Source organism: Flavobacterium plurextorum (assembly GCF_024638035.1).
GTDB classification, from domain to species: domain Bacteria; phylum Bacteroidota; class Bacteroidia; order Flavobacteriales; family Flavobacteriaceae; genus Flavobacterium; species Flavobacterium plurextorum.
The window spans coordinates 1518729-1540965 of the sequence record NZ_CP100442.1 but is presented as its reverse complement, the minus strand read 5'-3'; the positions used below and the strand labels follow the sequence as shown (position 1 = coordinate 1540965).

Annotated in this window: 18 protein-coding genes; 11 read left to right on the top strand and 7 right to left on the bottom strand. The window is 32.2% G+C overall.

What is annotated here, in order from left to right; genetic code table 11:
- Nucleotides 1-77: 77 nt before the first annotated feature.
- The 5 genes from NLG42_RS07110 to NLG42_RS07090 form a co-directional block, all read right to left on the bottom strand.
- Nucleotides 78-2624 (bottom strand): sodium-translocating pyrophosphatase, encoded by a 2547-nt coding sequence (locus NLG42_RS07110; RefSeq protein ID WP_257683350.1) that lies wholly within the window; start codon nucleotides 2622-2624, stop codon nucleotides 78-80.
- Between the two features lie 114 nt (nucleotides 2625-2738).
- Nucleotides 2739-3269: an inorganic diphosphatase gene (locus NLG42_RS07105; protein WP_089052566.1), complete on the bottom strand. Its 531-nt coding sequence runs from the start codon at nucleotides 3267-3269 to the stop codon at nucleotides 2739-2741.
- Nucleotides 3270-3380: 111 nt separating this feature from the next.
- A complete protein-coding gene (locus tag NLG42_RS07100) occupies nucleotides 3381-3980 on the bottom strand; it encodes a DNA-3-methyladenine glycosylase family protein (protein WP_257683349.1) in 600 nt (199 codons plus the stop codon).
- 216 nt (nucleotides 3981-4196) lie between these two features.
- Nucleotides 4197-6698 (bottom strand): DUF5686 and carboxypeptidase-like regulatory domain-containing protein, encoded by a 2502-nt coding sequence (locus NLG42_RS07095; RefSeq protein WP_089057448.1) that lies wholly within the window; start codon nucleotides 6696-6698, stop codon nucleotides 4197-4199.
- An 84-nt stretch (nucleotides 6699-6782) separates the two neighbouring features.
- Nucleotides 6783-7760 (bottom strand): pyruvate dehydrogenase complex E1 component subunit beta, encoded by a 978-nt coding sequence (locus NLG42_RS07090; RefSeq protein WP_089052563.1) that lies wholly within the window; start codon nucleotides 7758-7760, stop codon nucleotides 6783-6785.
- A 710-nt stretch (nucleotides 7761-8470) separates the two neighbouring features.
- Between NLG42_RS07090 and NLG42_RS07085 the strand changes: the two genes are divergently transcribed.
- The 6 genes from NLG42_RS07085 to NLG42_RS07060 all read left to right on the top strand — a co-directional run bounded on the left by NLG42_RS07085 (nucleotide 8471) and on the right by NLG42_RS07060 (nucleotide 15429).
- Nucleotides 8471-9148: a GLPGLI family protein gene (locus NLG42_RS07085; RefSeq protein WP_257683348.1), complete on the top strand. Its 678-nt coding sequence runs from the start codon at nucleotides 8471-8473 to the stop codon at nucleotides 9146-9148.
- Nucleotides 9149-9211: 63 nt separating this feature from the next.
- The gene (locus NLG42_RS07080) at nucleotides 9212-11806 is read left to right on the top strand and encodes a carboxypeptidase-like regulatory domain-containing protein (protein WP_257683347.1); all 2595 of its coding nucleotides are present in this window, start codon (nucleotides 9212-9214) and stop codon (nucleotides 11804-11806) included.
- 109 nt (nucleotides 11807-11915) lie between these two features.
- Entirely contained in the window at nucleotides 11916-12662 is a 747-nt protein-coding gene (locus tag NLG42_RS07075; protein WP_099717616.1) for an electron transfer flavoprotein subunit beta/FixA family protein, read from the top strand.
- 74 nt (nucleotides 12663-12736) lie between these two features.
- Entirely contained in the window at nucleotides 12737-13705 is a 969-nt protein-coding gene (locus NLG42_RS07070) for an electron transfer flavoprotein subunit alpha/FixB family protein (protein WP_089057444.1), read from the top strand.
- A 165-nt stretch (nucleotides 13706-13870) separates the two neighbouring features.
- Nucleotides 13871-14494 (top strand): bifunctional nuclease family protein, encoded by a 624-nt coding sequence (locus NLG42_RS07065; RefSeq protein WP_042566126.1) that lies wholly within the window; start codon nucleotides 13871-13873, stop codon nucleotides 14492-14494.
- An 83-nt stretch (nucleotides 14495-14577) separates the two neighbouring features.
- A complete protein-coding gene (locus tag NLG42_RS07060) occupies nucleotides 14578-15429 on the top strand; it encodes a thymidylate synthase (protein ID WP_257683346.1) in 852 nt (283 codons plus the stop codon).
- A gap of 39 nt (nucleotides 15430-15468) precedes the next feature.
- Here NLG42_RS07060 and NLG42_RS07055 read toward each other — a convergent pair whose 3' ends face one another.
- On the bottom strand, nucleotides 15469-15765 hold the full coding sequence (locus NLG42_RS07055; RefSeq protein WP_089052558.1) for an isoamylase early set domain-containing protein: 297 nt from the start codon (nucleotides 15763-15765) through the stop codon (nucleotides 15469-15471).
- A 240-nt stretch (nucleotides 15766-16005) separates the two neighbouring features.
- Here NLG42_RS07055 and NLG42_RS07050 point away from each other — a divergent pair, with 240 nt between their 5' ends.
- The 4 genes from NLG42_RS07050 to porT all read left to right on the top strand — a co-directional run bounded on the left by NLG42_RS07050 (nucleotide 16006) and on the right by porT (nucleotide 18862).
- Nucleotides 16006-16350, top strand: coding sequence for a 2TM domain-containing protein (locus NLG42_RS07050; protein ID WP_089057442.1), 345 nt, complete (start codon nucleotides 16006-16008; stop codon nucleotides 16348-16350).
- 12 nt (nucleotides 16351-16362) lie between these two features.
- Nucleotides 16363-16845 (top strand): dihydrofolate reductase, encoded by a 483-nt coding sequence (locus NLG42_RS07045; protein ID WP_089057441.1) that lies wholly within the window; start codon nucleotides 16363-16365, stop codon nucleotides 16843-16845.
- A 576-nt stretch (nucleotides 16846-17421) separates the two neighbouring features.
- Nucleotides 17422-18153: a bifunctional demethylmenaquinone methyltransferase/2-methoxy-6-polyprenyl-1,4-benzoquinol methylase UbiE gene (gene ubiE / locus NLG42_RS07040; RefSeq protein ID WP_089057440.1), complete on the top strand. Its 732-nt coding sequence runs from the start codon at nucleotides 17422-17424 to the stop codon at nucleotides 18151-18153.
- 1 nt (nucleotide 18154) lies between these two features.
- A complete protein-coding gene (gene porT, locus NLG42_RS07035) occupies nucleotides 18155-18862 on the top strand; it encodes a type IX secretion/gliding motility protein PorT/SprT (protein ID WP_257683345.1) in 708 nt (235 codons plus the stop codon).
- A 9-nt stretch (nucleotides 18863-18871) separates the two neighbouring features.
- Here porT and NLG42_RS07030 read toward each other — a convergent pair whose 3' ends face one another.
- The gene (locus tag NLG42_RS07030) at nucleotides 18872-19600 is read right to left on the bottom strand and encodes an RNA methyltransferase (RefSeq protein WP_129053208.1); all 729 of its coding nucleotides are present in this window, start codon (nucleotides 19598-19600) and stop codon (nucleotides 18872-18874) included.
- A gap of 37 nt (nucleotides 19601-19637) precedes the next feature.
- Between NLG42_RS07030 and tamL the strand changes: the two genes are divergently transcribed.
- Nucleotides 19638-22211 carry a translocation and assembly module lipoprotein TamL gene (gene tamL, locus NLG42_RS07025; RefSeq protein WP_257683344.1) on the top strand — a complete coding sequence of 858 codons (2574 nt, stop codon included), beginning with the start codon at nucleotides 19638-19640 and terminating at the stop codon, nucleotides 22209-22211.
- The last annotated feature ends 26 nt before the right edge of the window (nucleotides 22212-22237 follow it).

Below are 22237 nucleotides of genomic sequence, written 5' to 3'. Positions count from 1 at the left end.
ACGAAATAAAAAATGCCTCTAATAATATTAGAGGCATTTTTGTTTTTAAGAAACTTTGACAAAGTTCTTAATGTTCTTTATTTTGCAGCATCAATTTTTGCTTGAACTTCTTCTTCGGTTCCTTCATAAACTTCTGTGGTTGTTTTACCATTTTCGGTTTTAGTTACAGTTCCTTTAGTTTTTCCGTTTACATTTGTAATTTCAACACGAACAGATTTTTTCTCATATTTACTAGTATCAAAACAATCTGTTTTTTGATATTTACCTTTCTGATCAAAATGAGCCAAACATTTTGCTGTTTCTTCTTCAGAGCATCCTTTTTCTTTGCACATTGCAATGCATTCTTCTTTTGTCATTCCAGACATATCACCGCATTTAGAATTTGCTCCTGCATGCATTTCTGTTTTAGCACAGCAAGAACCTTTTCCTGCCATTCCAGCATCAGCGTGTCCTGCTCCTAAAATTGGTGCAATTACCAAACCAATTAAGCAAGTTAACTTAATAAGAATGTTCATTGACGGTCCAGATGTATCTTTAAACGGATCTCCAACTGTATCTCCAGTTACCGCTGCTTTGTGTGCATCAGAACCTTTATAAGTCATTTCGCCGTTTATCATAACTCCAGCTTCAAAAGATTTTTTAGCATTATCCCAAGCTCCTCCGGCATTGTTTTGAAAAACAGCCCAAAGAACTCCAGATACAGTAACTCCTGCCATATATCCTCCCAACATTTCAGCTATTAACTGATTATTGTCTGCGTAAACTAATTTTCCTAAAAGTACAATTGCGATTGGAAAACCAATTGTCAAGATTCCTGGAAGCATCATTTCGCGTAAAGCTGCTTTTGTAGAAATCTCAACACATTTTCCGTATTCAGGTTTTCCAGTTCCTTCCATAATTCCAGGAATTTCTTTAAACTGGCGACGTACTTCATATACCATATCCATAGCTGCTTTTCCAACAGAATTCATTGCTAAAGCTGAGAATACTACCGGAATCATTCCGCCGACAAATAACATGGCTAAAACTGGTGCTTTAAAAATATTAATTCCATCGATTCCTGTAAAGGTAACATACGCTGCAAATAACGCTAATGAAGTTAAAGCCGCAGAAGCAATTGCAAAACCTTTTCCTGTCGCTGCAGTTGTATTACCTACAGAATCTAAAATATCTGTTCTTGTACGTACTTCTTTAGGCAATTCACTCATTTCTGCAATTCCACCCGCGTTGTCTGAAATTGGTCCAAAAGCATCAATTGCTAATTGCATTGCTGTTGTTGCCATCATTGCCGAAGCCGCTAAAGCAACACCATAAAATCCTGCCAAAGCATAAGAAATCCAAATGGCACCCGCAAACAATAATACAGTTGGAAAAGTAGAAATCATTCCGGTTGCTAAACCAGCAATTACATTTGTTCCCGCTCCTGTAGATGATTTTTGAACAATTGCCATAACAGGTTTTGTTCCTAATCCTGTGTAATATTCAGTTACCGACGAAATTGCTCCACCAACAACCAAACCAACTAAAGTAGCATAAAAAACGCGCATTGAAGATATTTGCTGCGCTCCTTCTCCAAAAAATTGCATTGTCATTACTTCTGGAAGCATGTGTCTTACCAAGAAGAAACAAGCAATAGCTGTTAAAACAATAGAAACCCAGTTTCCTATATTTAATGCTTTTTGAACTTGCGCTTCTTTAGCATTATCATCAGTAATTTTAACTAACATTGTACCAATAATCGAAAACAAAATTCCAAAACCAGCAATTGCCATTGGAAGTAAAATTGGTCCAATTCCGCCAAAAGCATCATTGATACTTCCGCCCATATCTTTAATAACATAATTACCAAGAACCATTGCCGCTAAAACGGTTGCTACATAAGATCCAAACAAATCAGCTCCCATACCTGCAACGTCTCCAACATTATCTCCAACATTATCTGCAATTGTAGCAGGATTACGAGGATCATCTTCTGGAATTCCAGCTTCAACTTTACCTACTAAATCAGCTCCAACATCGGCAGCTTTAGTGTAAATTCCGCCTCCAACTCTTGCAAATAAAGCAATCGATTCAGCACCAAGTGAAAATCCGGCTAATGTCTCTAAAACAACAGTCATTGTTTCAGTATCTTTCCAAACTCCGTCAGAGAAAAGATTAAAGAATAATATGAAGAAAGCTGTTAAACCTAAAACCGCTAAACCTGCAACTCCTAATCCCATAACAGTTCCGCCTCCAAAAGAAACTTTTAATGCCTGAGGTAAACTTGTACGAGCTGCTTGAGTAGTTCTAACGTTTGTTTTAGTCGCTATTTTCATTCCAATATTTCCAGCATACGCAGAAAATAAAGCCCCAAAAATAAATGCTATTACGATTAATAAATGAGTTTGTACTCCTGGAATAAAAGTAATTCCTGCCAACGCAATACTGGCAATAATTACAAAAATGGTTAATAATTTATATTCAGCTTTTAAAAAGGCTAATGCTCCTTCATAAATGTAATCTGAAATCTCTTTCATCTTACCGTCGCCCGCATCTTGTTTTAAAACCCAAGCCCTTTTTATTCCCATGAAAAGTAATCCTAAAATTGCCATAACAATTGGCAGGTAAATCATAAATGAATTCATAATATAGTAATGGTTTTTGGTTAATAGTCAACAATCTAACTAAAACGAATTTAAACAAAAAAGCAATACTCCTGACGGTAGTATTGCTTTTTTTATATTAGAAAAGGGTTAAAATTATTTAATGCTAAATAATCCCTCTGGTTTATTTTCAATATCATCAAAACGTTTTGTACACTCAGCAATAATTGCATAAGCTTCGTTTACGTCTCCCCAACCTTCAACATCTACTTTTTTGTTTTCAAGATCTTTGTACACTTGGAAGAAGTGCTCGATTTCTTTAACTAAGTGAGGGTTAATATCTGATAAATCAGTTAAAGAATTCCAGATTGGATCTGAAACTGGTACACAGATAATTTTTTCGTCTGGTCCTTTATCGTCTGCCATGTGGAAAACACCAATTGGTTTTACTTCCATAACACATCCAGGAAAAGTTGGTTCGTTTACCAAAACCAATACATCAAGAGGGTCACCGTCAAGAGCTAAAGTTTCAGGAATAAATCCGTAATCAGCAGGGTACATCATTGAAGAGAATAACATTCTGTCGAAACGCATTCTTTTGATTTCAAAATCGTACTCATATTTATTTCTGCTTCCTCTTGGTATTTCGATTAATACATCGAAAGTTGTTAGTTTGTCTGCGGTCATTTTCGTTTTTTATTGTTTCTATAAATTCGGTTGCAAAAGTAACTAAAGAATCCTTTTTTCACAATAAAAAACTGCATTAATCTGCCTAGTTTTGTTTTAAAAAACAGGCAGTTAATAGGTAATCTTACGATTTCGTTTATTTAAGTAATAATGCCACAGTAAATATGTTGCATAAGATCTGTACGGACTCCATTGCTGGGTATGAATTTCCATTTCTTGTTTATCATGAATATCTAATAATTCTTTAATCGTATTAATTACTGCAATGTCTCCAAGCGGAATTAAATCAGGCTCTTGCAAACAAAACATTAAATAAATATCGATAGTCCAATTTCCAATTCCTTTTAGTTTTATGAGTTCTTCTCTAACTTGAACCGCAGTTTTTAGAGCTAAACTTTCAATATCTAATTCTTTGTTTAAAACTGCATCAGCTAAAATTTTAATGTATTTGGTTTTCTGACGACTGACACCAAGATTCCGAAATTCTTCATCTGATAAAACCGACATCGTTTCTGGATTACACGTTGTATAGGCTTTAATTTTTAAGAATGTGGCTTTCGCCGAATCTATCGAAACTTGCTGCTCAAGAATAAGCAATACCAATGTCTCAAAACCTTGCGGACGTTTTGGAATTGGCGGCAATCCATATTTTTCAATAATTTGATGAAATATTGGATTTTTAGCAGATAGAAAATCAATAGCTTCTTGCATAAAATGGTTTTAAGTCCATTTCAAAATTAAGCAAAAAAGAATCTCACAAAGGTGCAGATACACAAAGTTTTAGTTCACGCAGATTTAAGCTGATGAAAGCAGATTTTACAATTTTTAATTAAAAAAATCTGCGTGAAAAACATTTAAGCAAAAAAAAGCCGCAAAGATTTTAAACCTTTGCGACTTTGTAACTTTGATGCTTTGCATCTTATATCATTAAAAATAGAATCCGAAAGATCCTTTTACTGCAAATTTATTAGCATCTGGAGTGTTTAAATAACTTCCTCTCCAAGAGAAATCAATTCTAAATACTTTGAAAATATTCCCAATTCCTGCATTATATTCCCAATACACATTTTCTGGCGCATTATAAGGCTGACCTGAAGCATTTATAGCGCGATTCGCATCTGAAATGGTTCCGTGTACTGCTTTTATACCAACAAATTCTCTCCAATTTAGTTTTCTCATAAAAGGAACTCTGGCAAATAACCTTCCTCCAAAATCATGATTCCATTGCAAAGTAGTATATTGATCGGTAATGAACTCATAGAAATTCAAGTTACTAAACGTATTTTCAATCGTGAAATAGGTCTGGTTTCCAGGAATTACACTCATTAATCCTAGCGGAATTGTACCCCATGTTTTTCCAGTTTCAAGAATAATATTTGACCTTCCTAATGGCCCGATAATAATAGGCTGTTTATAAAATAATTGAATTTTTTCATAAGCAAAATCACTGTCAAAAACGCCTTTAATACCATAACTAAAGTTAACAAAGAAATGACTAAAAGGACTGTCAACTAAGCTGCGTTCAACTCCATATCCAATTGTTTTACGGTTTGGCATATATTCAAACTGAATATTTGCTTCTGATTGTTTTACCATACTTTCGACCACGCCGGCAGGATTTGCAGTACTTGGCAATGTTGTATAATAATCTAAACTAAAAGTCTTTGAAGCTGATTCTAATGTTCGATAAGAAAAACCTGCTTGAACAATAAAATTCTTTTTAGGCTCCATTTCAAAGGAAACATTACTCAAATTAATGTTGGTTAATTTTCCGTTGCTTCCTGTCGTAAATAATGCTGACGATGCAAAACTTCGTCCTAAAATATCATTTGTTGTGGTTAAACTGGCTCCAATTTGTTCAATATCGCGCCTGTTTCCTCCAGAAATAATGATTCTGTTTTTTTTGTCGATCATCCATTTTCCTGAAACACCATATTTGAATTTATTATCGTCAAAACCATAAGCTGTATAAGCCTGAAGACGCCAAGGGTCATTTGGTCCAAAATAAGTTCTTCCTCCAGCTCTTATTCTTATACCTTCGACTTCATTGTAGCCAAACGTAGAAAAAATAGGTCCAAAATCGAAATTTTTAAATTCTACGTAACCGCTTCCTAAAATCGAGACGAGACTATACAACTGCTTAAATCGCTTGACGGTTTGCAGTGTATCAAGCATTTTATAAATACCTGCTTCATCTTTATTTAGTTTCTCAAATCGATTTTCTTCCCAAAATTCGGGCGGTCGCTCATAAACAGCATTGTCTACAAAGTTGACTTCTTCTTTGTAAAATTTCTCGGGTTTTTGAATATTGAATTTATGGTTGCGATATAAAGTGGTTCGTTTTCCATAAACTCCTTTTGATTTTTCTTTTTTATTTAAAGCAAAATCAGACATCATATAATCACGAGTTAAAAGAAAAACAGAATCGTTTTCTACTTCAAACTCTTGTTCGATATAAATATCTTTTACCCAGTTAATATTGGCACTTTTAGTAACGCCCATATTAATTTTCTTAATCGCAAAAGTAGAATCGTTAACCCAAAAATCTCCTTTAAAAGTTAATTCGTTTTTACGTCTTGGGTAAAAAACAATATTATAACACCATTTTTTATCTATATAAGCACTGTCTTTTAAGACGTAATTATATACATCAATTCCAGTTTTGGAAAGCGGACTCGTAAAACTTTTATCAAAAAACTTAAGGTGATTATCGTAAATATTATAATCTGAATAAAGATCTTTTACGAAAGATAAAATCTGCTGATTCCCATTAAAACCAGACATTTTATTTCCGGTAAGATTTTCTTTTACTTTCTTTATTTTATTATCGCCGTAAACATCATAAACTGATTCATTGATAAAAATTGGCAGATAGGTTTTTCCAGTAACATCTGATGTATCAATATGATTAAAAACAAACTCCATTCCTTTAAAGAGTTTATTTTTCATAAAAGCACTATCGATTGTGTTCATGTCGAACTCAACTTTCTCGTACTTCTGCATCTGATATTGATTGAACTGATAAAGTCCGTTTTTACGTTTTCGTTCCCATATTTTTCGAAGAATGTCTAATGCGGGATTATTCTTTTTGGAAGTTTTTCCGGTATAAATTACAACTTCATTAAGTGCTTCGGCTTCACTTAAAACAATTTTAAAATCATAATTTACTGCTTTTTCCAAAGGTACTTCACGATCCGAAAATCCTGCAGAAGTAACTAATAAGGCAGTATAAGTATTTGGAGATTCTAGATAAAAACGACCATCTTCATTAGAGACTATTCCTGTATTTGATCCTTTAAAAACCACATTTGCAAACGGAACCGGCTGATTAGATTTATCTAAAACAATTCCACTCACTTTTGTCTGTGCAGCAGCAATATTTACAAAAGCAAATACAAAAAACAGGCTGAGTAAAATTATTCTTTTCATAATCTGGCAAAAAAAGCTTCATCAATAAAAAAGCTTCATCAATAAATATGACTGATGAAGCTTTATGTGTATTTTATATGTGTATTATTTGTACAATACTTTTTTAACTGCTTTTACTACATCACCTGCATTTGGCAGCCAATCTTTTAATAAAACTGGAGAGTAAGGTGCTGGAGTATCTGCTGTTGTAATACGCTGAATTGGCGCATCAAGGAAATCAAAAGCTTGCTCTTGAACGATATAAGTAATCTCAGAAGAGATACTAGCAAACGGCCAAGCTTCTTCAAGAACTACTAAACGGTTTGTTTTTTTAACCGATTTAAGAATTGCATCTTTATCCATAGGACGAACTGTTCTTAAGTCGATAATCTCACAAGAGATTCCTTCTTTAGCTAATTCATCAGCAGCGATAAAAGCTTCTTTGATGATTTTACCAAAAGAAACGATAGTTACATCTGTTCCTTCACGTTTAATATCTGCAACTCCTAATGGAATAGTGTATTCTCCGTCTGGCACTTCACCTTTGTCACCATACATTTGCTCAGATTCCATGAAAATTACTGGATCATTATCGCGAATTGCAGATTTTAAAAGTCCTTTTGCGTCATAAGGAGTTGACGGTACAACAACTTTAAGACCTGGAGTGTTTGCAAACCAGTTCTCTAAAGCTTGAGAGTGTGTTGCTCCTAATTGACCTGCAGAAGCTGTTGGTCCGCGGAAAACGATAGGCACATTAAATTGTCCTCCTGTCATTTGACGCATCTTAGCAGCGTTGTTTATAATTTGATCAATACCAACTAAACAGAAGTTGAAAGTCATATACTCAACAATAGGACGACAGCCGTTCATAGCTGAACCTACTGCAATTCCTGTAAAACCAAGCTCAGCAATTGGAGTATCAATTACTCTTTTTTCGCCAAACTCAGCAAGCATTCCTTTTGAAGCTTTGTATGCTCCATTGTATTCTGCAACTTCTTCGCCCATTAAATATATGGATTCATCGTGACGCATCTCTTCGCTCATCGCTTCGCAAATGGCCTCTCTAAATTGTATTGTTCTCATATTTATATTGTATGTTGAATTTTCTGAAGAGCAAAAATAAATATTTTAAATCACTTAAAAGCATAAATTAAGTTTAAAATCGCATGAACTTCTTTCTCTCTATAGGTTTTAACTTTTTTAGCTTTATTGTGATATTTACGAAATCGATATAATACGCGTAAAATTAACACTTAATCCTTGTAGAACTCTTTTTAGACAAACTATCGTTTCATCCTCCATTTTCCTTTTCCCTTTCAAACTCGATTACACAAGAACAGAACAACAATACTCAGGAGGAACTGCGTTTTTAACAGCGTCTTTGTTAAATACTAAAAAAATAGCAAATAAAAAACACAAAAAAGCTGCTTTTTTTATATTGCTTTGTAAGCATTAACCTATTACGTCATAAATTATGAAACGCTTTTTTTACCGATTGTTGCTTTAGTAACATTTTCAAGTAATGTAAAAACCAATATTGAAGTAAAAACAGTAAATAGCAGTATCAAATATTTTAAATGAAACTCAATCCAAAACACTTAAAGTTGGTATTCTGTTTGGTTGTTCAGCATCTAATACCACAACAAAAAACGTAATAAACGTTGACACAACCACCTCAAAAACCTGCCAATGCATTATGACTATGATTTAAATTCCAAATTTATACAGCTTTTTAACACTGTATATTTCTTCTAAAAATGAATAAAAAACAACTTTAAAATTAAAAAACACGCATGAAAACAACTATAACTTTACTGCTTTTCATATTATTTTCTTTTCAAACTTACTCCCAGAGCCTTAAAGGAATATACACTAGGCAAACATTAAAATCTACTAATGGTGCTTTGCTTGAAACAGCAAAAAAACCAGAAACCTTTAGCTATGTTTATTCTCAAAAAAAGTCAATTCAAACACTTATAAGTATTCAAAAGTCCTACACAGACACGACTTATATAGAAAAATATGGAGATAAAATACCGACCACAGCTACAATACGTTTGTCCTCTGCCGTAATTAATTACAAAGATTTTGATTCAAAAATATACAAAGTCCTTCAGACAAATGATGGAAAAGATGTAAATGTAAAAACAGAACTTCCTACTCAGAATTGGAAACTACATCCCGAAAGCAAAACTATAAATGGGTTTCTTTGCAAAAAAGCAACAACAAAAAACACTTCTTTTGGTGCAAACCAGAATATTACAGCATGGTATTCTGAAGAAATCCCAGTAAGTGACGGACCAATGTTTTACAGTGGATTGCCTGGTTTTATAATTCAGTTAGAGCTAGATGATAAATCAATCTTAGTATTTCAAAAATTAGCTTTCAGTGATGAAACCACTACTATTGAAATCCCTAATAATACAGCCAAGGAAATAAGTTTTGAAGAATATAAAGCACAACGAAAATAAACTATGATTTTTATTATATGCCAAAATAAATTTTACTTAAAAAAAGCAGTCTACCTGCTTTTTTTGTTTTTCACTATAACATTACAATCCCAAAATATTATTACAGGAAGAATCATAAACTCTAAAAACATTCCTGTTGATCAAGCAACTGTACAAATAAAAAATGTTCAAACAGACAATACTCTTGCATTTATTCAAACTGATAAATTAGGTTTTTTCAAGTTGGAAGTAAAAGAAAAGGCAGTCTATAATCTCAAAATAACTGGGTTTGGTTTTGCTGCATTAATAAAAAAAATTGAAGTAAGTGATAAAATCTTAAATCTTGGAAGTATAACGCTGCATGAAAACCAAATTGAACTAAAAGATGTAATCGTAAAAAACGAAGGAAAAGGCGTTACTGAAATTGGAGATACTTTGAGATATAGAATAGAAAAGTTCATGAACGGAACAGAAGAAACGTTAAAAGATGTTATCAAAAAACTTCCAGGACTTGACATTGATCAACAAGGAAAAATTAAAGCAAATGGCAAAACGGTTGACAAACTTTTGATTGACGGTGAAGAATTTTTTATAGATCAACAAAAAATTGCAACCGAAAATATTGGCTCGGAAATGATTAAAAACATAGAGCTTATCAAAAATTATACTGAATTTAAAAATCTAAAAACAACTGAAAAGTCAGATATCACAGCATTAAATATAAACATCAAGGAACAATTTAAAAATAAAATAACTGGAAATATTGAAGCTGGAATTGGAGACAATGCGAAATATAGATTACACACTACTTTATTCAGCTTCAGAAAAAAACTATTGACTAGCTTAATTAGTGATTCAAACAACACAGGTCAACTCGCTATCTCTATAGATGATTATATGAATTTTATAGCTCAAAAAGAAGGAAACACTTCCCGAGAAACCACTTTTTCAAAAAATGAGGATCTTCCGAGATTTTTAACTATTGGAAATAGCGTTAAAAACAGATCTTCTTATTTTACTGGATTAAATTTAAAGTATTCTCCTTTAAAGAAAATGCAGATCAATTTTTACACTATTTTCAACAATACAGATCAATTAGAACAACAATCTGTTACACAAGAATATTTTACAGAACCAAATCCAATAATTAATAAAGAACTAAAAGACATAACTGAAAAAACAAAAATCAATATTTCGTATCTTGATATTGCTTACAAGTTTACCGAAAAATCATTATTAAACTATAAAGCTTCTTTTTCAGGCTTAGATAAAAGCAATAAATCTGACATTGAAAACAATTCAAATCTTATCCTTAACCAAATAGCATTTTCTAATTTTGATTTTAATCATCAAATAAACTTCAACAATCTTTTCAAAAAAAACAAAGGTCTAAACATAACATTTAAACAAAATATTCAAGAGTCATCGAACAACTTAAATATAAATTCCAATAACGAATTTCTAGATTTACTATTTGAAGACTCCAACTATGAGATTTTTCAAAAAACTAAAATCCATAAAAACGAATTTGCTCTTAAGGCTGATTATTTTTTCAAAATAAAGAAGGTTAATTTTAGTTTATTCTTAGAAACATTTGAAAAAAAGGAAACATTTCTAAACAGTGAAATTCAATTCTCGCAATTTGAAAACGACCTAAATTTTAATAAAAAAAGCAACAGTTTAGGTTTTGACACTAAATTTAAATTATCTCAAAAAGCTTCTTTTACTTCATCACTAGTTTATTCTAAAATCAATTATACATTTAATGGCGAGTTAAGCTCGAGAACGTTTTTTGCGCCAAAATTTATGTTCAAAAATGAGTTTAGTTCAAATCATTACATCAAATTATCTTACAGCAAGAATAATGATTTGAATAAAGTAGAGAACTTACTACAAAATCAAGTTATTGGCAACTATCGAACAATTTTTAAAAATCAAGATATATCATTTGATATGGTATTCCCAAATCAACAAATAGCACTGGATTACTTTTACTTTAATTCAGAAAACAAACTATCAATAGTCTCCAATTTCTCCTATTTCAAAGCAAAAAATATACTTTCCAGCAATTCCGTTTCCAGTTCTACCTTAAATACCATCTCTTATAAATTAGCTCCATTTAAAGATCGATTTAACTCAATGTTGTTTTTAGAAAAGACATTTTCTAAAATCCCATTTTCGGCACGAGGAAGTATTTCTTATTCTGATAGCAACAAAACTTTTTTTTCTAATAACGAAGATCAAAACTTAAACACTAAATCAATATCGGGCTACTTTTCTTTTCTTTCGAGATTCAAAAAAACTAGTTTCCAGATAGAAACAGGTATTTTATTTGCAAAAGATGACTACAAAGATGAATTGTCTCTAAATTATTTATCCGTCATAAATCCCTTTACCGAAGCAAGTTTTAAACTTTCTAAGAACCTTTCCTTTGTCAGCAAGTTTTCGTATAAAAAATTCATGTCGAATACTTCATCTAGTGACCTGTATACGTTAAGTCCAAAATTTAGATATGTTTTTCCAAAATCTAAAGCAGAAATTAGCCTGATAGGCAATGATATTCTAAATCTTCAAAACAATCAACAAATTTCTATAACACGATTTGACAATTTTACAGAAGAAAACGTATATAAAATCCTTCCAGGCTATTTTCTTATCAATTTCAAGCTAAAACTCTAAATCTTCGAAATCGTAATAGTTTTTAAAAATATTATGCACGCATAGTATAATTATTCCAAATTAAATTCTAAATTTGTAAAAGCATATTATAAATCCAAAATATATACTTATGAAAATATTAGTTTGCATCAGCCATGTACCTGATACTACTTCAAAAATTAACTTCTCCAATGGTGACTCTGAATTTGATACCAATGGTGTACAATATGTAATTAACCCTAATGACGAATTTGGATTGACTCGTGCAATCTGGTTTCAAGAGCAGCAAGGCGCAAATGTAACAGTGGTAAATGTTGGAGGTCCTGACACTGAACCAACTTTACGTAAAGCTTTGGCAATTGGTGCAAACGAAGCAATTCGTGTAAACGCAAATCCAACTGATGGTTTTTTTGTAGCAAAACAATTAGCAGAAGTAATTAAAAACGGAGGTTATGATCTTGTAATTGCAGGAAAAGAATCTTTAGATTATAATGGAGGAATGGTTCCAGGTATGATCGCGGGAATTTTAGGTTACAACTTCTTAAACTCTTGTACAGCCTTAACTGTTGACGGAAATAATGTAAAAGCTGTTCGCGAAATCGACGGTGGAAAAGAAACTGTAGGCACTACTCTTCCTTTAATCATTGGTGGACAAAAAGGCTTAGTTGAAGAAAAAGATTTACGTATTCCGAACATGAGAGGAATTATGACAGCAAGAACTAAGGCCTTAACCATCCTTGAACCTGTTGACGCTCCTGTAAATACAAAAGCAGTTAAATTTGAAAAACCAGCTCCAAAATCAGCAGTAAAATTAGTTTCTGCAGATAATTTAGATGAGTTAATCAATTTATTACACAACGAGGCGAAAGTAATCTAGTAATCAGTATTCAGTCGCAGTTTTCAGTTTGCAAAACTTGAAACCTGAAACTTTAAACTTTTAAACAAAAAATTATGTCAATATTAATATATGCAGAATCTGCAGAAGGAAAATTTAAAAAAGTAGCTTTCGAATTAGCTTCTTATGCTAAAAAAGTAGCCGAAAGTTTAGGAACAACCGTTACAGCTTTAACTGTAAACATCAGCGATGTAAGCGAATTAGCTAAATACGGCGTTGATAAAGTTCTAAAAGTAAACAACGATAAATTAGCTGGTTTTACTGCTAAAGCTTATGCTGATGTAATTAAACAAGCAGCACAAAAAGAAGGAACTAAACTAGTTTTACTTTCTTCTACAACAGACAGTATTTACCTTTCATCATTAGTTGCAGTAGCTTTAGAAGCTGGTTTCGCTTCAAATGTTGTTGGATTACCAGTCAGCACATCTCCATTTCAAGTAAAAAGAAATGCTTTCTCAAACAAAGCTTTCAATATTACACAAATTGATACAGATGTAAAAGTTCTTGGTTTAGCTAAAAACTCTTACGGAATTTTCGAAAGCGCAGGATCTGCAGCTGAAGAAGATTTTAATCCAACAATTGGAGACAATGATTTTGGCGTAAAAGTAGAATCTGTAGAAAAAGTAACAGGAAAAGTATCTATCGCTGATGCTGATATTGTAGTTTCTGGAGGACGAGGATTGAAAGGTCCAGAAAACTGGGGATTAGTTGAAAATTTAGCAGCTGTTTTAGGCGCTGCAACAGCATGTTCTAAACCAGTTTCAGATTTAGGATGGAGACCTCACAGCGAGCACGTTGGGCAAACAGGAAAACCAGTTGCAACAAACTTATATATTGCAATAGGAATTTCTGGCGCAATTCAACACATTGCAGGTATCAACTCATCAAAAGTAAAAGTAGTTATCAATAACGATCCAGAAGCGCCTTTCTTTAAAGTAGCTGATTATGGTATTGTTGGTGACGCATTTGAAATTGTACCTCAATTAACAGAGAAATTAAAAGCTTTCAAAGCGCAACATTCTTAATTCAAGAATTCTCTTTAAAAATATAGCTGCCTAAAAACAAGATAATCGTATCTTTGTTTTAAGGCAGCTTTTTTGTTCCATATTTTTTGATTAAAATTGCACCTTTATTTTTCAATCAAAAAAAGTATTAAAATGCGGTGCTAAGTGCCCGTTTTACAAACATATATGAGTCTAGTAAAATTATCCATAAAAGGAATTTCATACAGTCAAACTCAAAATGGCGCGTATGCCTTGATTTTGAATGAAGTTGACGGCGAACGAAAATTACCTATAGTTATTGGCGCTTTTGAAGCCCAGTCAATTGCTATTGCCTTAGAAAAAGAGATAAAACCTCCTCGTCCATTAACTCACGATTTATTCAAAAACTTTGCTGAAAGGTTTGACATTGTTGTAAAACAAGTCATCATTCACAAATTAGTAGACGGAGTTTTTTACTCAAGTTTAATCTGCGAAAGAGACAAAATTGAAGAAATTATTGATGCTAGAACATCAGATGCTATCGCTTTAGCATTACGCTTTAATGCTCCAATTTTCACTTATAAAAACATTCTGGACAAAGCTGGGATTTATTTAAAATCAAATACAGCCGAAACAGATCAAGGCTCTCAGGAGATTGACGATGTGCTTTCTAACCCAGAAACATTTGGACATGAAGAGGAAAGTAATCAATCTGGAGATGTTTACGCAAAACACAGTTTACAAGAACTAAATGAACTTTTAGATCAGGCGGTTTCTCAGGAAGATTATGAAAAAGCTGCAAAAATTAGAGACGAAATCTCGAAAAGATAAATTTTAATGGTTAATCGAAACTGTGTATTCGTTAAATCAATCTAACGACTAAACAAATCCATGATTAAACAAATAAACAAACAATGAAACAGTACTTAGATTTAGTAAAACACGTTTTAGAAAACGGCTGCCAAAAAGGAGACCGAACTGGAACTGGAACCAAAAGCGTTTTTGGATACCAAATGCGTTTTGATTTAAGTGAAGGTTTCCCAATGGTTACAACAAAAAAATTACACTTAAAATCGATCATCTATGAACTGCTTTGGTTTTTAAAAGGTGATACGAATATTAAATATTTACAAGAAAACGGAGTAAAGATATGGGATGCTTGGGCAGACTCTAACGGAGATTTAGGACCTGTTTACGGACATCAATGGCGTAATTGGAACAGCGAAGAAATTGATCAGATTTCGGAATTAATTACCGAATTAAAGACTAATCCAAACAGCCGCAGAATGTTGGTTTCAGCTTGGAATCCATCTGTTTTACCGGATACAAAAAAATCTTTTGAAGAAAATGTAGCCAACAATAAAGCAGCATTACCTCCTTGCCATGCCTTTTTCCAGTTTTATGTAGCGACACCAGATACAGAAAAAGGAGAAACTAAAGGAAAATTGTCTTGTCAATTGTATCAACGAAGCGCTGATATATTTTTAGGAGTTCCTTTCAACATTGCTTCTTATGCACTATTAACTATGATGATTGCGCAGGTTTGCGATTTAGAACCAGGCGATTTTATTCATACTTTTGGTGATGCACATATTTACAACAATCATTTTGAACAATTAGAATTACAATTGACTCGTGAGCCAAAACCGCTTCCAAAAATGATTCTAAACCCAGCTGTTAAAAATATTTTCGATTTTGATTATAATGACTTCACACTTGTTAACTATGAACCGCATGCGGGCATAAAAGGAAGTGTTGCTGTATAAAAACAAAAAAAATCCGCTTAAAATTTTAAGCGGATTTTTTTATACTACTAAAACACTGTTTTCACTACCGGCGAAATCATTCCACTTATATGAATCTGCTTCAGGATCATTAATGTAAATACCGTCGATTACATATTTGAATTCATAAATGGCGTCTTTTACTAAGTCATACGTAGCTTTAAATGTTCCATTCTTTAGTTTACTCAAAGTTCCTTCTTCAGGATTCCAGTTATTAAAATCTCCAACAACTGCTGCCGAATCAGCATCTTTGGCATCTATAGAAAAAGTAACTTTTACAACTGGTTTTGTTTTGATAAATTGTTTCTTTAAAGACATAACTATTTAGTTTTTAGATTTATAGAAAATAAAATTACATAAATTCAACTAAACTTTTCACAATACAATTCCGATTTGTGATAATAGCAAAAACAGTCCGTTTTTTTAATTGCATCAACAATTTAAAGAGTATATTTTTTTTGTATATTTATTTACAACTCATTTTCAAACAAATATTCTGCAGTCAAAATACGGTGTTTTAAAAATAAATTCTAACTTTATAATCTCATTTATATCGGTATGGAAAAAGAAGTGCACGAACAATACGAGTATGCAAGAAGACGTATAAGACAAAAAAAAATCCTTTATTTTCATTTTGTACTTTTTCTACTGGGAAGTTTATTTATTTTCATTGCAAATAGATTTTTTGGTTTTGGAGCTTCAACAGAGCAAAATTGGTGCTTATGGGGCATTACCATATGGTTCTTCATTTTTATACTGCACTTTATAAAAGTTTACATCACAGATCGATTCATGAACAAAAAATGGGAAAGAGAACAAATTGACAGGTTAGTTGCTTTACAGCAAAAGAGAATCAGTCAATTAGAGTCAAGGATTAATGAGGATACCGAAAATAAAATTTAGTTTTAGCACATTATGATTATAATGATCGCGGCTGTAGCCGAAAACAATGCTCTTGGAAAAAATAATGATTTAGTATGGCACTTGCCAAATGATTTTAAAAGATTTAAGTCACTAACAACAAATCATCATATTATAATGGGAAGAAAAACATTTGAAAGCTTCCCTAAACCATTACCGAACCGAGTACATATTGTTATAACCAGACAAAAAGATTATGCACCTGAAGGCTGCATAGTTGTAGACAGCATAGAAAAAGCTATCGCATTATGCCCTGAAAATGAAGATTCATACATTATTGGAGGAGGCGAAATTTACAATCTGGCATTACCTTATACAGATATAATCGAAATAACTAAGGTACATCACACATTTGATGCTGATACATTTTTTCCTAAAATCAATAAAAGCGAGTGGTTACTGGTAGAATCTGAAGAAAATTTTAAGGATGAGAAACATCTTTATGATTACACTTATGAAACTTATATTAAAAAATAAATAAAAAAACATCCTCTTTTGAAGGATGTTTTTTAAAAATGATCGATAGTTTGTCCTGACTAATTCAAGAAATAGTTTTTGTAAAAATCACAAATGCAAAGTGCACTTGAAATAACTGAATAACATTTACTGTTAATTGAGAACGAATCTCAATACAAGCCTTTAATAACAAATACCACTAAGATATTAAAGGCAGAAAATTAAAATTTCCAAAAACAAATTTAATCCTAAGAACGTATTTCGCACTTTAAAAATAGTATCCCCCCAAGAACAATACTTTTAAAACTACTTACTTGAACAAATTAGCCGTCAGTGCAAAAAAACAGCTGTTTGATTAAGTCAATATGATAAATCAATCATTAAATTTTTATCATTTTTACTTTAACAAAGTTGTATATAAAATCTACATCTCACAATACCCACTTTTAGTGATTTTTTAAAAATACCCACTTTTGGTGATGGCAAAAACTTTTACTAAAAGTGATTTTCATCCCCGATTTCAAAACATTTAATTTACACTTTAAAAAACTCAACTACAGTTAAAGCAGATTGTTTATATTTGCGTAAATAAAAATAATGTCTGAAAAAATAACCCCATATAAAGATTCTTCTTTAGGTAAAAAAGAGCAGGTAGCCCAAATGTTTGACAACATTTCTGGGAACTACGATAATTTAAATCGCGTAATCTCATTTGGTATTGATGTCAAATGGAGAAAAAAAGTATTAAAAATAGTTTCAGATACTAAACCAAAAGTCATTCTTGATATTGCAACAGGAACTGGTGACTTAGCCATTTTAATGGCTCAAACTAAAGCAGAAAAAATTATTGGCCTAGATATTTCTGCAGGAATGCTTGAAGTTGGAAAGAAGAAAGTTGAAGAAAAAAATCTGTCTTCTGTTATAGACTTAGTGTTAGGAGATTCTGAAAACATTCCTTTTGATGATAATTATTTTGACGCAATAACTGTAGGTTTTGGTGTTCGTAATTTTGAAAATCTAGAAAAAGGCTTTTCTGAAATTTTACGAGTTTTAAAACCAAATGGTGTATTTGTGATTTTAGAAACTTCAGTTCCTGATAAAACACCATACAAACAAGGATATAAATTTTACAGCAAAAATATATTACCAGTTATAGGGAAATTGTTTTCTAAAGACAATTCAGCATACGGTTATTTATCTGAATCTGCTGCGGCTTTCCCATATGGAGAAGCATTAAACAATATTTTAAGAAAAACTGGGTTTATAGATGTTGTAGCAATGCCTCAGACTTTTGGTGTAGCAACCATTTATTCAGCATCTAAAAAGTAGTATGAAAAAAATTGTAATCTTATTTTTATTAGTCTTATCGACAAAAGGATATTCTCAATTTGCTAAAAGCATGTTTAGCAAAGATCCTATTATAAATCTTGAAAACTGGCAAAAGCAACCTGTTTACTTTGGTTATTATTTAGGTTTCAACAGCTTTGACTTTAAATTTGATTACAAAAATGTAGTAAATCAAGATATTCAAGTAAAAAAGACAACTGGTTTTAATGTTGGTGTAGTTGCCGATTTAAGATTGCAGGAATACATTAATTTACGTTTTGAGCCTGGTTTATATTACACAAAACGAGATTTGTACTATCCTAATTTTACTTCTAAAACTGATTATTTGAGAGAAGTAAACAGTACTTACATTCATTTTCCATTGTTATTGAAATTTTCTTCATTGCGTACTGGGAATGTTCGTCCTTATTTAGTTGGCGGAATGTCTACAACATTAAACTTGTCGAGCAACTCTAAATCTACGGATGACAATGCTGAAGGAAAATTCAGAGTAAAACCATGGACTGCGGCTTATGAGCTTGGCTTTGGAATAGATTTCTTTACGGAGTATTTTATTTTCTCTCCTTCTATTAGAGGTATGTTTGGCATTACAAACGAATTAGTACAAGACAAAGATCCATTAAGCCCATGGACAAGTAACATTGATTCTATGAAATCAAGGGCTCTTTTAATAAATTTTACCTTTCACTAAAACAAATTCTTAACTATTTCGTTTAAACTCACTAAGAATAATCGCGGTTGCGGTTGCTACATTTAAACTTTCTGTTTTTTGCAGCTCTCCAAACCTAGGAATTGTTAGTCGTGTGGTAACCGTTTTTTCAATTTCTGCCGAAATACCATTGGCTTCATTACCCATAATAATGATTCCATTTTCAGGCAGATTTTTTTTATAAATAGTTTCACCATCCATAAATGTTCCAAAAACAGGAAGTTTTGTTTGACTTAAATAAGTTTTGAGATCAACATAATTTACGTTAACTCGGGTAATAGATCCCATTGTGGCCTGTACAACTTTTGGATTGTAAATATCGACGGTTTCTTTAGAACAAACAATTTGTTTAATTCCAAACCAGTCACAAAGACGCAGAATGGTTCCTAAATTTCCTGGATCACGAATATCATCTAAAGCGAGGATTAAACCCGTAGAATTGATTTCGTTTTCGACAGGCATTTTAAAAACTGCTAAACAAGAATTTGGAGTTGTCAGCGCGCTTATTTTTTTTAGTTCTTGGTCATTAATAAGAGTTCGCTTTGAAGTTTGAACTTCTTGAAAATCATTTAATGTGGTGTATAAATGCTCTAATTCAAAATTGGATTGCAGTAATTCTTGAATTACCTTTACCCCCTCGGCAAAAAACAATTGATTTACAAAACGCTGCTTTTTTTGATGCAAACCTGAGATAAGCTTTATTTGGTTTTTAGTAACCATAAAATAATGTACTTTTGAATTAAATTTTTAAAAACACTTGAAAAAGAATTCTACAAAAATAATAGCATTTATTCTAATAGCAATACTTATTTGCGCTTGTAATGCTGTAAAAAGAGTTCCTGACGGAAAAAACCTTCTTGTAAAAAATAATATTCTTGTAAACGGGAAATCTACAAATGACGAAACAGCCTTAAATCAGATGTATCAAAAACCTAATGGTAAACTGTTAGGGTACAAACTTCGTCTGAATTTATACAACTTAGCAAACTTAAATCCTGATTCAACTTATAAGGCTCAATTTATCAAACATCCACATAGATATGAACGTTGGTCAAAAGTATTATCTGCAAAGCAAGTTGATCGACTTGGACAATCTTTTTTAAACAAAGGACTTAATGATTTTTTAAAAAACACCGGTGAAGCACCAGTAATAATTGATACTTCAAAAACTAAAAAGTCATTGTTGCGCTTAAAATATTATTATTTTAACAATGGTTACTTTAATGTTTCAACAGATTATACTATTGACAGTATTGCTCGAAAAAAAGCACAGGTAAATTATAAAATAACTACTGGACCTGGTTATATTATAGACACTATTCGAACTAAAATAATGACTCCTGCCCTTGATTCATTATACAAAAACAATCCCGAGGCTTCTCTTTTAAAATCTGGAAACCAATACAAAACCACTGATTTTGAAGAGGAAAAAAATCGTATCACGACTTATTTTAGAAATCACGGCGCATACTTTTTTCAGCCTACGTACATCACTTTTGACATTGATACTATTGGCAAAAAAAACAAAGCCGATGTAACTCTTATTATCAGCAATAATAATATACAGGAAAAAGACTCCAGCCGAACTGAGCCTTTTAAACTATATACAATCAGCGATGTAAACATTTTCACCGATTACTCTGCTGCAAATGCTAAAAACAAAATCAGCGACAGTACTACTTACAATAACTTCAATTTATATAGTTATAAAAAACTAAAATATAAGCCTCGTGCCATTACCGATGCTGTTTTTATAAATAAAGGAAGTACTTTTTCTGACACCAGAACAACACTTTCATCTCGATATTTAAACAACCTTAAAATTTTCAATTACCCATCAATACAATATGAGGTAGATAAACGTGACTCAACAGCACAATCTTTAATTGCAAAAGTCTATTTAACACCTAGAAAAAAATATAGTTTTGGTACAACTTTAGATGTTACACACTCAAATATTCAAGACTTTGGTATTGGAGCCAGTATATCTGAAACTATACGAAATGTATTCAACAGAGCTGAAACTTTAGAAATCTCAACCCGTTTAAATATTGGCTCTTCTAAAGACATGGCAAATCCTAACGATAACTTTTTTAATGTTTCTGAATATGGGGTTGACTTGAAGCTTAATTTCCCAAGAATCCTGATGCCTTTTGGTACTGAAAAGATTATTCCAAAAAGAATGATTCCATCTACCAGTATTTCGGCAGGTTTTTCAAAACAACGCAATATTGGTTTAGATAAAGAAAACTTCACTGGAGGAATATCGTATAACTGGTCACCAAAACGTCACAATACTGTAAAATTTGATCTGCTTAATGCTCAATTCGTAAGAAATCTAAATCCAAACAATTATTTTAACGTTTATACTTCTTCTTATGATGAATTAAACGGAATTGGTAAAGATTACAACATTAGACCTATCAACTGGGGAGATACGCCAGAAGAACAGATTAGAAAAGACCTTACTATTCCAAACGGAACAACAGGTTTTACTAGTGACGTATTAAGCAATAAAACAGCATTGCTGCCTGGAGATCCGCAATATAAAGATGTAGAAAGCATCGAAGAAAGAAGGGTTCGTTTAACAGAAAACGACTTTATTCTAGCAACGAGCTACACTTTTACTAAAACGACTAAAAAGGATTTAGCGGACAATACTTTTTATCAATTCAAAACTAAAATAGAATCTGCAGGAACCTTATTGTCAGCGATTTCAAGTTTAGGAAATCTGCCAAAAAATGCAAATGGTAATTACGAAATTTTCAACTTAGAATACTCAGAGTATATCAAAACTGAATTTGACTATATTAAACACTGGGATTTTGGAAAAGAGAAAGTATTAGCTGTACGAAGCTTTTTTGGAATAGCAGTTCCTTTTGGAAATTCAAATTATATTCCTTTCTCACGAAGTTATTACGCAGGAGGATCAAATGACAACCGTGCTTGGCAGCCTTACTCTCTTGGACCTGGAAGTACGAATGCCGTAAATGACTTCAACGAGGCAAATATGAAAATTGCTTTTAGTGCAGAATATAGATTTAAAGTGTTTGGAGATGTTAAAGGAGCCATCTTTGCAGATGCCGGAAATATCTGGAATGTGCTCGATAATGTCATCGATGAGAAGGCAAAATTTTCTGGCGTAAACGATTTAGCTGAAATTGCTTTAGGCTCAGGATTTGGTTTACGATATGATTTAAGCTTTTTTGTTATTCGTTTAGATTTAGGCTTTAAGACCTATAATCCGGCGCATGAGAAGGGTGACCGTTGGTTTAAAGAGTACAATTTTGGGCACTCGGTTTTAAATTTTGGAATAAATTATCCGTTCTAATGCTAATTAATTCTTATTTTTGCAAC

Coding starts and splice junctions, on each gene's coding strand:
- NLG42_RS07050 (WP_089057442.1), top strand. CDS start 16,006: ATGGAAAAAGAAGTGCACGAACAATACGAGTATGCAAGAAGACGTATA.
- NLG42_RS07055 (WP_089052558.1), bottom strand. CDS start 15,765: ATGTCTTTAAAGAAACAATTTATCAAAACAAAACCAGTTGTAAAAGTT.
- ubiE (WP_089057440.1), top strand. CDS start 17,422: ATGTCTGAAAAAATAACCCCATATAAAGATTCTTCTTTAGGTAAAAAA.
- NLG42_RS07030 (WP_129053208.1), bottom strand. CDS start 19,600: ATGGTTACTAAAAACCAAATAAAGCTTATCTCAGGTTTGCATCAAAAA.
- NLG42_RS07065 (WP_042566126.1), top strand. CDS start 13,871: ATGAGTCTAGTAAAATTATCCATAAAAGGAATTTCATACAGTCAAACT.
- NLG42_RS07060 (WP_257683346.1), top strand. CDS start 14,578: ATGAAACAGTACTTAGATTTAGTAAAACACGTTTTAGAAAACGGCTGC.
- NLG42_RS07095 (WP_089057448.1), bottom strand. CDS start 6,698: ATGAAAAGAATAATTTTACTCAGCCTGTTTTTTGTATTTGCTTTTGTA.
- porT (WP_257683345.1), top strand. CDS start 18,155: ATGAAAAAAATTGTAATCTTATTTTTATTAGTCTTATCGACAAAAGGA.
- NLG42_RS07110 (WP_257683350.1), bottom strand. CDS start 2,624: ATGAATTCATTTATGATTTACCTGCCAATTGTTATGGCAATTTTAGGA.
- NLG42_RS07090 (WP_089052563.1), bottom strand. CDS start 7,760: ATGAGAACAATACAATTTAGAGAGGCCATTTGCGAAGCGATGAGCGAA.
- NLG42_RS07045 (WP_089057441.1), top strand. CDS start 16,363: ATGATTATAATGATCGCGGCTGTAGCCGAAAACAATGCTCTTGGAAAA.
- NLG42_RS07100 (WP_257683349.1), bottom strand. CDS start 3,980: ATGCAAGAAGCTATTGATTTTCTATCTGCTAAAAATCCAATATTTCAT.
- NLG42_RS07105 (WP_089052566.1), bottom strand. CDS start 3,269: ATGACCGCAGACAAACTAACAACTTTCGATGTATTAATCGAAATACCA.
- NLG42_RS07075 (WP_099717616.1), top strand. CDS start 11,916: ATGAAAATATTAGTTTGCATCAGCCATGTACCTGATACTACTTCAAAA.
- NLG42_RS07085 (WP_257683348.1), top strand. CDS start 8,471: ATGAAAACAACTATAACTTTACTGCTTTTCATATTATTTTCTTTTCAA.
- NLG42_RS07070 (WP_089057444.1), top strand. CDS start 12,737: ATGTCAATATTAATATATGCAGAATCTGCAGAAGGAAAATTTAAAAAA.